Source organism: Knoellia sp. p5-6-4 (assembly GCF_029222705.1).
In the GTDB taxonomy this organism is placed as follows: Bacteria; Actinomycetota; Actinomycetes; order Actinomycetales; family Dermatophilaceae; genus Pedococcus_A.
This window is the reverse complement of the sequence record NZ_JARGZF010000002.1, coordinates 202,647-214,859: the sequence shown is the minus strand read 5'-3', so window position 1 is coordinate 214,859 and position 12,213 is coordinate 202,647. Positions and strand designations below refer to the sequence as shown.

Below are 12,213 nucleotides of genomic sequence, written 5' to 3'. Positions count from 1 at the left end.
GCCTGGTGAGCCCAGTCAGCGTCGGGGTGGGCGGAGTGCTCGAGCGCTGCCGGGAGGAGGGCCGCGCAGCACTGGTCGGCTACCTGCCCGTCGGGTTCCCCGACGTGCCCGGGTCGGTCCGCGCGATGGTCGCGATGGTGGAGGCCGGCGTCGACATCGTCGAGGTGGGCGTGCCCTACAGCGACCCGCTCATGGACGGACCCGTCATCGCGTATGCCGCCGACCAGGCGCTCAAGCGCGGGGCTCGGGTCCGCGACCTCTTCACGGCCACCCGCGCCGTTCGCGACGCGGGGGCCCCGCCCCTCGGCATGACCTACTGGAACCTCATCCTGCACTACGGTCCGATGGCGTTCGCCCGCGACCTCGCGGAGGCCGGCGGGGCGGGGATGATCACCCCCGACCTCATCCCCGACGAGGCCGGCCCGTGGATCGAGGCGACCGAGGCGACGGGTCTCGACCGGGTCTTCCTCGTCGCGCCGAGCTCGACCGACCAGCGCCTCGCCGCGGTCACCCGAGCCTGCAGGGGCTTCGTCTACGCGGCCTCGCACATGGGTGTCACTGGCGCACGCGCGAGCCTGGGAGACGCGGCCGAGGTCATCGTGGGCCGCACCAAGAAGGTGACCGACAAGCCGGTCTGCGTGGGCCTCGGGGTCTCCACGCGCGAGCAGGCGGCGGAGGTCGCCGCGTTCGCCGACGGGGTGATCGTGGGTTCTGCGCTCGTCCGGTGCCTGACCGAGGCCGACGACCTCGACGCGGGCATCACCCGGCTGCGTCAGGTGGTCGGGGAGCTGGCCGCCGGCGTCCGAGAGGGCGCCCGCGCATGAGCCTGCTCTCGCAGCAGCCGCCCATGCGGGAGGCGGACCTGCTGCGCCGTCCGCGCACGCTCGACGCCATCGGCCTGCTCGCCCGGCTGGCCCTCGGTGGCGTGATGCTCGTCGCGGGGCTGCTGAAGGTCACCAAGCCCGAGGTCTCGGCACGAGCCGTGCAGGCCTACCAGCTCCTGCCCTTCGACGTGGCTACCTACGTGGGCTACGGCCTGCCCATCCTCGAGGTGGTCCTCGGCATCTTGCTCGTCCTGGGCCTGTTCACCCGCGCCGGCGCGGCCGTTTCCGGCGTCCTGCTGGTGGCGTTCCTCATCGGCATCGCGTCGGCTTGGGCGCGCGGCCTGAACATCGACTGTGGCTGCTTCGGCGAGGGCGGGACCATCGACCCCTCCCAGACCCGCTACCTGGAGGAAATACTCCGGGATGTCGGGCTTGTCCTGTGCGCTGCGTGGCTCGTGATCCGGCCGCGCACGGCATACAGCCTCGAACGCACCCTGTTCACGTGACGAAAGGCAACCAGCAGATGGCAACCAAGCCCGCGGACCGCCTCGCCAAGATCGAGGCAGCCACGCCCAAGAGCCGCGGCGGCGCCAACAGGATCGTCGTGGCCACCGTTGTCGCCGTCCTCGCCATCGCGGCCGTCGTCGCCGGCGTGATCATCGCCGACCAGAGCAAGAAGTCCGACCTCGCCGCCGGCGGGAGCTCGATCCCGGCTGGCGCCGCGGCGATGGGGGCCGGCCTCGTGGTCAACCCGTCCGCGCCGGCCGACGTGCCGACGCTCGACCTGTGGGCCGACTTCCAGTGCCCCGCCTGCAAGTCGTTCGAGGACTCCTTCGGCGGCCAGCTCGACGAGATGGCCCAGGACAACCAGGTCAAGCTCGTGGTGCACGTGCTCTCGTTCCTCGACCAGAACCTGGGCAACGACTCGTCCAACCGCGCCGCCAATGCCGCGTTCTGCGCCGCCGACCAGAAGGCCTTCTTCCCCTACTACCGCGGCGTGTACGCCATCCAGCCCGCCCAGGAGGGCGACGGCTACACCGACGAGCAGCTGCGGCAGGTGGCCGAGGCCTCCGGCATCACCGGTGCCGGCCTCGAGACCTGGCAGAAGTGCTACGTCGCCCGCGAGCACAACCAGTACGTCGAGTCGGTGCAGACCCAGTCGGCCAAGGACGGCGTCAACGGGACGCCGACCCTGAAGCTGGACGGTGAGGCCCTCGAGCTCAGGGGCCTGACCCCGCAGTCGTTCGCCGACCGGGTGAAGGCCGCCTCCCAGTGACGACGGCCATCCCGAGCCCGGTCGACGCCGCGTGGCAGATCGGCCCGCTGACGCTGCGTGCCTATGCCCTGTGCATCCTCGCGGGCATCGTCGTGGCCGTCTGGATCACGGGGCGCCGGCTCGCCGACCGGGGTGGGAGCGCCGAGCAGGCACTGGACATCTCCGCCTGGGCGGTGCCGTTCGGCATCGTCGGGGGCCGCCTCTACCACGTCATCACCACCCCCCAGCCCTACTTCGGTGAGGGCGGGGACCCGGTGCGGGCGCTGTTCATCTGGGAGGGCGGGCTCGGCATCTGGGGGGCCATCGCCCTCGGGGCGCTGGGGGCGTGGATCGGGTGCCGGCGCAACGGGGTGCGCTTCCTCGACTTCGCCGACAGCGCGGCGCCCGGCGTCGCGGTGGCCCAGGCGCTCGGCCGATGGGGCAACTGGTTCAACAACGAGCTCTACGGACGCGAGACGGACGTGCCGTGGGCGCTCACGATCCACCAGTGGGACCAGGGCGCGGGGGAGGCCGTGCGCGACGCCAGCGGGAAGGCTGTCGTCCTCGGCGCCTACCACCCCACGTTCCTCTACGAGTCCCTCTGGTGCCTGCTCCTGGCCCTGGCGCTGGTGCTGGCCGACCGACGCTTCGCACTGCGACGCGGCCAGGTGTTCGCCCTGTACGTGGCGGGGTACCCCGTCGGGCGCATCGTGTTCGAGTTCATGCGCAGCGACAAGGCCAACGAGATCCTCGGCCTGCGCGTCAACGTGTGGACCTCGGTGCTGGTCTTCGTCCTGGGCCTCACCCTTTTCTGGCTCTTCGGGAAGCGGGCGGGGGCCGAGCGGGAGCCCGTGGAAGCGTCTCAGAATCCGGGATAAAGACGTTCACATACTAGGACGCTTCCGGCGGGCTCGGCTATGGTCTCGGGCAAGCCGTGGCCAACGCCGTCCACGCGCAGTCCCGTGTGCATGCTCTGCAGGCACGCCCGCCTCTGTACCCCCAAGGACGGTGACCTGAGTGTCCTCTGCGCGCTTCTCCGCCCAGCCCGCCAACACCGGGCTGTACCGCCGCGAGTTCGAGCACGATGCGTGCGGTGTGGCCATGGTGGCCACGATGCGCGGCAGCGCAGGACACGACATCGTCGACCACGCGCTGACGGCGCTGCGCAACCTCGAGCACCGCGGCGCGACCGGGGCCGACCCGCTGGTCGGCGACGGTGCCGGGATCCTCACCCAGGTGCCGGACGCCTTCCTCCGCGAGGTGGTCGACTTCGACCTGCCGGTGGCCGGCGCGTATGCCGTGGGCACCGCCTTCCTGCCGGTCGGCGAGGCCGAGCGTGCCGAGGTGACCGCGGCGATCGAGGCCCTCGCCGCCGAGGAGGGGCTGCGTGTCCTGGGGTGGCGCGACGTGCCCGTCGACACCGAGATCGTCGGGCAGGTGGCGCGCGACTGCATGCCGTTCTTCCGTCAGCTCTTCGTCGCGGCCTCCTCCGGTCGCCTCGTCGGCGTCGGCCTGGACCGCCTCGCCTACTGCCTGCGCAAGCGCGCCGAGCGCGAGGTCGAGGTCTACTTCCCCTCGCTCTCGTCGCGGACGTTGGTCTACAAGGGCATGCTCACCACCGGGCAGCTCGAGCCGTTCTTCCCCGACCTGTCGGACCGGCGCTTCGCCACCCAGTTGGCCCTCGTGCACTCGCGCTTCTCGACCAACACCTTCCCGTCCTGGCCGCTCGCGCACCCCTACCGGATGATCGCCCACAACGGCGAGATCAACACCGTCAAGGGCAACCGCAACTGGATGCGGGCCCGCGAGAGCCAGCTCGCCTCCGACCTGATCCCCGGCGACCTCGAGCGACTCTTCCCGATCTGCGCCCCGGACGCGTCGGACTCGGCCTCCTTCGACGAGGTGCTCGAGCTGCTGCACCTCGGCGGGCGCTCGCTGCCGCACGCGGTGCTCATGATGATCCCGGAGGCTTGGGAGAACCACGCCGAGATGGACCCGGCCCGCCGGGCGTTCTACGAGTTCCACTCGACCTTCATGGAGCCGTGGGACGGCCCCGCCGCCGTGTGCTTCACCGACGGCTCGCTGATCGGTGCCGTGCTCGACCGCAACGGCCTGCGGCCCGCCCGGTACTCGGTCACGGACGACGGCCTCGTCGTGCTGGCCTCCGAGGCCGGCGTGCTCGAGCTCGACCCGTCACGAATCGTGCGCAAGGGCCGCCTCCAGCCGGGCCGGATGTTCCTCGTCGACACCGAGCACGGACGTATCGTGCCCGACGACGAGGTGAAGGCCGGCCTGGCCGCCCAGCACCCCTACGAGGAGTGGCTGCACGCCGGCCTCATGCACCTCGACGACCTGCCCGAGCGTGAGCACATCGTGCACACGGCGGCCTCGGTGGCGCGGCGCCAGCAGACCTTCGGCTACACGCAGGAGGAGCTGCGCGTCCTGCTCACGCCCATGGCCAGGACCGGGGGAGAGGCCCTCGGCTCGATGGGCACCGACACGCCCATCGCGGTGCTGTCCCAGCGTCCCCGGCTGGTGTTCGACTACTTCACCCAGCTCTTCGCGCAGGTCACCAACCCGCCGCTCGACGCCATCCGCGAGGAGCTCGTCACCTCGCTGGGCACGACGATCGGCCCCGAGGGCAACGCCCTCAGCGCCACGCCGGCGCACGCACGCCAGGTCGTCCTGCCGTTCCCGGTGATCGACAACGACGAGCTCGCCAAGATCGTCCACATCAACGCCGACGGCGACCTGCCCGGCTACGCCACGCACGTCGTCCGCGGGCTCTACGACGTCTCCGGCGGCGCGGCGGCCATGCAGGCCCGGCTCGAGGAGATCTTCGCCGAGGTCTCCGAGGCCATCGCCAAGGGCTCGCGGTTCATCGTGCTGTCCGACCGCGACTCCGGACGCGACTACGCGCCGATCCCGTCACTCCTGCTCACCTCCGCGGTGCACCACCACCTCATCCGCGAGAAGACCCGCACCCAGGTCGGGCTCCTCGTGGAGGCCGGTGACGTCCGCGAGGTCCACCACGTGGCGCTCCTCGTGGGCTACGGCGCCGCCGCGGTCAACCCCTACCTGGCGATGGAGTCGGTCGAGGACCTCGTGCGCGCGGGTTCCATTCCCGACGTGACCCCCGAGCAGGCCGTCAAGAACCTCATCAAGGCGCTCGGCAAGGGCGTGCTCAAGGTGATGTCGAAGATGGGCATCTCCACGGTGGCGTCCTACCGTGGAGCCCAGGTCTTCGAGGCGCTGGGCCTGTCCCAGGAGCTGGTGGACCGTTACTTCACCGGCACCGTCTCCCAGCTCGGCGGCGTGGGGCTCGACGTCATCGCCGCGGAGACCGCGGCCCGGCACGCCGCGGCATACCCACCGGACGGCGTGCGCCTGCCGCACCGCAAGCTCGAGGTGGGCGGCGAGTACCAGTGGCGGCGTGAGGGCGAGCCCCACCTGTTCGACCCAGACACGGTCTTCCGGCTGCAGCACTCGACCCGGTCCCGGCGCTACGACATCTTCAAGCAGTACACCCAGCGGGTCGACGAGCAGTCGGAGCGGCTGATGACGCTGCGCGGACTGTTCGAGCTCGGTGGCGCGAACCCGCGTCCGCCGGTGCCCCTCGAGGAGGTCGAGCCTGCCAGCGAGATCGTCAAGCGCTTCAACACCGGCGCGATGAGCTACGGGTCCATCAGCCAGGAGGCGCACGAGACCCTCGCCATCGCCATGAACCGCCTCGGCGGCCGGTCCAACACCGGCGAGGGCGGCGAGGACGTCGAGCGGCTCATGGACGACGAGCGGCGCTCGACGATCAAGCAGGTCGCCTCCGGCCGCTTCGGCGTCACGTCGCTGTACCTCACCAAGGCCGGCGACATCCAGATCAAGATGGCACAGGGCGCCAAGCCCGGCGAGGGCGGCCAGCTGCCCGGCCACAAGGTCTACCCGTGGGTGGCCAAGACCCGGCACTCCACGCCGGGCGTCGGCCTCATCAGCCCGCCGCCGCACCACGACATCTACTCGATCGAGGACCTCGCGCAGCTGATCCACGACCTCAAGAACGCCAACCCCGAGGCGCGGATCCACGTCAAGCTCGTCTCGGAGGTGGGCGTCGGCACGGTGGCCGCAGGCGTGTCCAAGGCGCATGCCGACGTCGTGCTCATCTCGGGTCACGACGGCGGCACCGGCGCCTCGCCGCTCACGTCCCTCAAGCACGCCGGCGGCCCGTGGGAGATCGGCCTCGCCGAGACGCAGCAGACCTTGGTGCTCAACAACCTGCGCGACCGGATCGTCGTGCAGGTCGACGGGCAGATCAAGACCGGCCGCGACGTGGTCGTCGCAGCGCTGCTCGGCGCCGAGGAGTTCGGCTTCGCCACCGCGCCACTGGTGGTCAGCGGCTGCATCATGATGCGCGTCTGCCACCTCGACACCTGCCCCGTCGGCATCGCCACGCAGAACCCCGAGCTGCGGGCACGCTTCTCGGGCAAGCCCGAGTTCGTCGAGACCTTCTTCGAGTACATCGCCGAGGAGGTGCGCGAGCACCTGGCCGCGCTCGGCTTCCGCTCGGTCGAGGAGGCGGTCGGCCAGGTGTCGGCGCTCGACGCCGGCAAGGCGATCGACCACTGGAAGGCCTCGGGCCTCGACCTGTCGCCCATCTTCGCCGACGTCCAGAGCCCGGACGGCGCAGCACGGCGCAACACCACCGGCCAGGACCACGGGCTCGAGAAGGCGCTCGACCACAGCCTGATCGACCTCGCCCGGGAGGCCATCACCGAGGGCACGCCGGTCACCGGCGAGGCCCAGGTGCGCAACGTGAACCGGACGGTCGGGACGCTGCTCGGTCACGAGGTGACCAAGAACCACCCGGACGGCCTGCCCGACAACACGATCGACCTCACCCTCACCGGATCGGCGGGCCAGTCCCTGGGGGCGTTCCTGCCCCGCGGCGTGACCCTGCGGCTGCTCGGTGACGCCAACGACTACGTCGGCAAGGGCCTCTCCGGCGGCCGGGTCGTGGTGCGCCCCGACCGGGCCGCCCCGTTGCAGGCCGAGCAGAACGTCATCGCCGGCAACGTCATCGGCTACGGCGCGACGTCCGGCGAGATCTTCCTCCGTGGGCAGGTCGGCGAGCGGTTCTGCGTGCGCAACTCGGGCGCCACCGCGGTCGTCGAGGGCGTGGGGGACCACGGCTGCGAGTACATGACCGGCGGCACCGTGCTCGTGCTCGGCCCGACCGGGCGCAACTTCGCCGCGGGCATGTCGGGCGGCGTCGCCTACGTGCTCGACCTCGACCACGACCGGGTCAACCCCGAGCTCGTGGACCTCTCGCCGCTGCGGCCTGACGACGAGACCGTCGTCCGTGAGCTGCTCGGTGCGCACCAGCGGTGGACAGAGTCGTCCGTTGCGGCGCGGCTGCTCGAGGACTGGGGGGCCGCGCGGCAGCGCTTCACCCTGGTCCTGCCGCGCGACTACCAGCGCGTGCTCGACGTGCGCGCGGCAGCCGAGGCCGAGGGCCTCGACGTCAACGGCTCCGACGTGTGGGAGCGGATCATGGAGGCATCTCGTGGCTGACCCCCAGGGCTTTCTCAGGACGCGCGAGCGGGAGCTCCCGACCCGTCGTCCCGTCCCCGTCCGCATCCGGGACTGGAAAGAGGTGTACGAGGAGCAGAAGCTCGGCACCCTGCAGCGCCAGGCCGGCCGCTGCATGGACTGCGGAATCCCGTTCTGCCACAGCGGCTGCCCGCTGGGGAACCTCATCCCCGAGTGGAACGACCTCGCCTGGAAGGGCGACTGGCGCGAGGCGATCGAGCGGCTGCACGCCACGAACAACTTCCCGGAGTTCACCGGACGGCTCTGCCCGGCGCCCTGCGAGACCGCCTGCGTGCTCGGCATCAACCAGCCCGCGGTGACGATCAAGCAGGTCGAGGTCACCGTGATCGAGGAGGCCTTCGACGCCGGCTACGTCAAGCCGCAGGCTCCCGAGCGCCTCTCCGGCAAGACCGTGGCCGTCGTGGGGTCCGGTCCCGCCGGTCTCGCCGCAGCCCAGCAGCTGACCCGCGCCGGGCACACCGTGGCCGTCTACGAGCGGGCCGATCGTCCGGGCGGTCTGCTCCGCTACGGCATCCCCGAGTTCAAGATGGAGAAGTCTGTCCTCGACCGGCGCCTGGCCCAGATGGAGGCCGAGGGAACCCGGTTCCGCAACGGCGTCGCGGTCGGCGAGGACATCACCGGCAAGCAGCTGCGCGACCGCTACGACGCCGTGGTGCTGGCCATCGGCTCGACGGTGCCGCGCGACCTTCCGGTGCCCGGCCGCGAGCTCGACGGCGTCATGCAGGCCATGGACTTCCTGCCGCCCGCCAACCGCGTGGCGCTCGGCGAGACGGTCGAGGGCCAGGTCACCGCCGAGGGCAAGGACGTCATCATCATCGGCGGTGGCGACACCGGAGCCGACTGCCTGGGCACGTCGATCCGCCAGGGAGCGAAGTCCGTGACGAGCCTGGAGATCATGCCGCGTCCGGGGGAGGAGCGTGCTGGGGGCCAGCCGTGGCCCACCTACCCCATGCTCTTCCGGGTCGCCTCGGCCCACGAGGAGGGCGGCGAGCGCCTCTACTCCATGAGCACCAAGGAGATCCTCGGCGACGAGCAGGGCCGGGTCCGCGGCATCCGCCTCGTGCAGGTCGAGATGGTCGACGGCCGCTTCCAGGAGGTCGAGGGCAGCGAGCGCGAGCTGCCGGCGCAGCTGGTGCTGCTCGCCATGGGCTTCCTCGGCCCCGAGGGTCCCGGGGTGGTCGAGCAGCTCGGCGTCGAGCTCGACGAGCGCTCGAACGTCAAGCGCGACAACGACTACATGTCCTCCGTCCCGGGTGTCTTCGTCGCCGGTGACGCCGGGCGTGGGCAGTCGCTGATCGTCTGGGCGATCGCCGAGGGCCGGGCGGCCGCCGCGGGTGTGGACCGGTTCCTGACGGGCACCACGGCGCTGCCGCGGCCCATCAACCCGACCGACCGCCCGCTCGTCGTCTGAGCGGGCGCCGGCCACCCGGCATACCACGGCCGCACACCGTCCCGACAGGTGACCTCCATCACGTTGGTGAGGGCCCGACCGATAGGGTTTGGACCATGCGCCGCGCCAAGATCGTCTGCACTCTCGGTCCTGCCTGCTCCTCCCCGGAGAAGCTCCGCGCCCTCGTGGCCGCAGGGATGGACGTCGCCCGGCTCAACCTCTCGCACGGCTCGTACGCCGACCACGAGAAGGTCTACGAGGAGGTCCGCAGGGCCAGTGACGAGAGCGGCCGCGCCGTCGGCGTGCTCGTCGACCTGCAGGGGCCCAAGATCCGCACCGGGCGCTTCTCCGAGGGGCCGGTCGACCTCGCCCCCGGCGCCGAGTTCACCATCACGACCCGCGACATCGACGGCTCCGAGACCGAGGTCAGCACGACCTACAAGGGCCTGCCCGGTGACGTGAAGGCCGGCGACCGCCTGCTCATCGACGACGGCAAGGTCGTGCTCGAGGCGGTCGAGGTGACCGACACCGACGTCCGCACGAAGGTCGTCGTCGGCGGCACCTGCTCCAACAACAAGGGCATCAACCTGCCCGGCGTCGCCGTGAGCGTGCCCGCGATGTCGGAGAAGGACAAGGAGGACCTGCGCTGGGCGCTCGGCCTGCGAGCCGACATGATCGCCCTGTCCTTCGTCCGCTCGGCCGAGGACATCGAGGACGTCCACCGGATCATGGACGAGGTCGGGGTGCGGCTGCCGGTCATCGCCAAGATCGAGAAGCCCCAGGCCGTCGAGAACCTCGTCGAGATCATCCGCGCCTTCGACGGCGTGATGGTGGCCCGCGGCGACCTCGGCGTCGAGCTGCCGCTCGAGGAGGTGCCGCTGGTGCAGAAGCGGGCCGTCGAGCTCTCCCGCCGCAACGCCAAGCCGGTCATCGTCGCCACCCAGGTGCTCGAGTCGATGATCGACGCCCCGCGCCCCACGCGGGCCGAGGCCTCCGACGCCGCCAACGCCGTGCTCGACGGCGCCGATGCGCTGATGCTCTCGGGGGAGACCAGCGTCGGCTCGTATCCCGTCGAGGCGGTGCAGACGATGGCCCGCATCATCGCCAGCACCGAGGAGCACGGCCTCGACCGGATCCGCCCGCTGGGCACCCGGCCGAGCACCATCGGCGGCGCGGTCGCCGCGGCCGCGGTCGAGATCGGCACCCTCGTCGGCGCGAAGTACCTCATCACGTTCACGCAGTCCGGCGACACCGCCAAGCGCCTCTCCCGCATGCGCACCCAGATCCCGACGCTGGCGTTCACGCCCGAGCCGGCGGTCCGCTCGCAGCTCGCGCTCTCGTGGGGCATCGAGACCTACCTCGGTCCCAAGCCGCGGCACACCGACCACTACGCCATGGAGGTCGACCAGGTGCTGCTGAAGGAGGGGCGCCTCCAGGAGGGTGACCTCGTCGTCATCGTCGCAGGCTCCCCGCCCGGCATCCCCGGCTCGACCAACGCCCTGCGCGTGCACCGGATGGGCGACGCCATCAACCGGGTGGCCCCGGCCTACGAGGACATCGACGACGACGAGATGACCGTCGCGTCCTGACGTCCCCCCGGGAGCCGCACGACGGGGTATGCCGTGGCGCCGGGTATGCTGGCCGCCGCAGCCCGGGCGGTGACGCCGCCGGCTGCTCGCCGAAGTGGTGGAATGGCAGACACGGGGCACTCAAAATGCTCTGCCCGCAAGGGCGTGCGGGTTCAAGTCCCGCCTTCGGCACCAGGGGCGACCGCCCCACCGTCAGCTGGCGGCAGGTCCCTCGTCCGGCTCCTGGCCCTGGTCGTCGGCTCGACCGGCCTGGCCGAACGAGCCGGCGCCCTCGGTCTGGAGGTCGGCCGGGTTGATGCCGAGCTTCTCCAGCTCGCCGAGGTGGTCGTCGGTGTCGAAGGAGTCGGGCAGCACCTGCTGCGCCCGCTCGAGCGCGCCCTTCTCGTCGGCGCGGGCACGAATCATGTCGAGGATGGTCTCGCGGGTGACGCGCATGCACTTCTCCTTACGGGCGTTCCCTGGGTGGTTCGACGCTAGTGCGACGGGTCGCCGGCCGCACTGCGGGCGCCGGATGGCTCCACCCGGCGCATCCAATAGGCTGCCCCGCGTGAGCGACAACCAGCCCGACGCCGCCCAGCCCGAGCCGTCCCAGCCCGACCCGTCCCAGCCAGGCCCGAAGGGCACGCGCATCCTGGTGGCCGAGGACGAGGCCCTGATCCGGATGGACCTCGCCGAGATGCTCGGGGAGGCCGGCTACGAGGTCGTCGGGCAGGCGAGCAACGGCGAGCAGGCCGTCGAGATGGCCCGCGAGCTCACGCCCGACCTGGTCATCATGGACGTCAAGATGCCGGTCATGGACGGCATCACCGCGGCCGAGGAGATCGGCGCCGCCAAGATCTGCCCGGTCGTCATGCTCACCGCCTTCAGCCAGACCGAGCTGGTCGAGCGGGCCCGTGACGCCGGCGTGATGGCCTACATCGTCAAGCCGTTCACGGCAGCCGACCTCGCTCCCGCCATCGACATCGCGCGGTCGCGGTGGACCGAGATGAAGGCGCTCGAGAGCGAGATCGCCGACCTGGGCGAGCGGCTCGAGACCCGCAAGCAGGTCGACCGCGCCAAGGGCATCCTCATGAAGAAGCTCAAGATCTCCGAGGCCGACGCGTTCCGCTGGATCCAGAAGACGGCCATGGACCGCCGACTGGGCATGAAAGAGGTCGCCGACGCCGTCATCTCGGGGATGAAGTAGCCCCGACCTTCTTTCGCCGAGACGGACCTCTGCCACAGCGGGGCTCGGTGTGTGGCGTTACCGAGCCCCAGCTCGGCGTGAGCGCGGAGCCGCCGCAACCGCCGTGAGCACGCGCTCGGGGGTGCGGTAGCCGGCGGCGTCGACCTGGGAGACGCGAGCCGGGCCAGGACCCGCCCAGCCGCGTCACGCACCTCGAGCTGTGGCGCCGGCGGCCGCAGACCCACGTCGTGCACCGCCAGGCGCAACATGGACTCCCACGTACGGCATACAGGCGCTCGGCGTAACCGGGCGCGGGGGTGGGCCGGCGTCGCCGGGGACTCGGGGCAAGGTCGAAGAGCACCCGCCGAGGGTGGGGCTGGTCGGTGCAC

Annotated in this window: 9 protein-coding genes and 1 tRNA gene; 9 read left to right on the top strand and 1 reads right to left on the bottom strand. The window is 71.3% G+C overall.

All coding sequences use genetic code 11. The features are described 5' to 3' along the window. The first annotated feature begins 2 nt into the window (after positions 1-2). The 8 genes from trpA (at position 3) to P2F65_RS12420 (ending at position 10,833) form a co-directional block, all read left to right on the top strand. Entirely contained in the window at positions 3-824 is an 822-nt protein-coding gene (trpA, locus tag P2F65_RS12455; protein ID WP_275810632.1) for a tryptophan synthase subunit alpha, read from the top strand. Then, on the top strand, positions 821-1,330 hold the full coding sequence (locus P2F65_RS12450; RefSeq protein ID WP_275808022.1) for a MauE/DoxX family redox-associated membrane protein: 510 nt from the start codon (positions 821-823) through the stop codon (positions 1,328-1,330). Before trpA ends, P2F65_RS12450 begins: the two co-directional genes overlap by 4 nt. Next, positions 1,327-2,100, top strand: a complete 774-nt coding sequence (locus tag P2F65_RS12445; RefSeq protein WP_275808020.1) for a thioredoxin domain-containing protein — start codon at positions 1,327-1,329, stop codon at positions 2,098-2,100. The genes P2F65_RS12450 and P2F65_RS12445 overlap by 4 nt, the downstream gene beginning before the upstream one ends. Beyond that, entirely contained in the window at positions 2,097-2,957 is an 861-nt protein-coding gene (lgt, locus tag P2F65_RS12440) for a prolipoprotein diacylglyceryl transferase (protein ID WP_275808017.1), read from the top strand. The genes P2F65_RS12445 and lgt overlap by 4 nt, the downstream gene beginning before the upstream one ends. 139 nt (positions 2,958-3,096) lie before the next feature. Then, on the top strand, positions 3,097-7,641 hold the full coding sequence (gltB, locus tag P2F65_RS12435; RefSeq protein WP_275808014.1) for a glutamate synthase large subunit: 4,545 nt from the start codon (positions 3,097-3,099) through the stop codon (positions 7,639-7,641). Beyond that, a complete protein-coding gene (locus tag P2F65_RS12430) occupies positions 7,634-9,091 on the top strand; it encodes a glutamate synthase subunit beta (protein WP_275808011.1) in 1,458 nt (485 codons plus the stop codon). Before gltB ends, P2F65_RS12430 begins: the two co-directional genes overlap by 8 nt. Positions 9,092-9,186: 95 nt before the next feature. Further along, entirely contained in the window at positions 9,187-10,659 is a 1,473-nt protein-coding gene (gene pyk, locus P2F65_RS12425) for a pyruvate kinase (protein WP_275808008.1), read from the top strand. Between the two features lie 88 nt (positions 10,660-10,747). Beyond that, positions 10,748-10,833, top strand: a tRNA-Leu gene (locus tag P2F65_RS12420). Between the two features lie 18 nt (positions 10,834-10,851). Here the strand turns inward: P2F65_RS12420 and P2F65_RS12415 are convergent. Further along, positions 10,852-11,094 (bottom strand): hypothetical protein, encoded by a 243-nt coding sequence (locus tag P2F65_RS12415; RefSeq protein WP_275808004.1) that lies wholly within the window; start codon positions 11,092-11,094, stop codon positions 10,852-10,854. 112 nt (positions 11,095-11,206) lie between these two features. On the opposite strand from P2F65_RS12415, the gene P2F65_RS12410 reads away from it, so the two are divergent. Further along, positions 11,207-11,845 (top strand): response regulator, encoded by a 639-nt coding sequence (locus P2F65_RS12410; RefSeq protein ID WP_275808001.1) that lies wholly within the window; start codon positions 11,207-11,209, stop codon positions 11,843-11,845. The last annotated feature ends 368 nt before the right edge of the window (positions 11,846-12,213 follow it).

Excerpts from the sequence above, each read along its gene's own strand:
- pyk (WP_275808008.1), top strand. The coding sequence starts at position 9,187 with ATGCGCCGCGCCAAGATCGTCTGCACTCTCGGTCCTGCCTGCTCCTCC.
- P2F65_RS12450 (WP_275808022.1), top strand. The coding sequence starts at position 821 with ATGAGCCTGCTCTCGCAGCAGCCGCCCATGCGGGAGGCGGACCTGCTG.
- P2F65_RS12415 (WP_275808004.1), bottom strand. The coding sequence starts at position 11,094 with ATGCGCGTCACCCGCGAGACCATCCTCGACATGATTCGTGCCCGCGCC.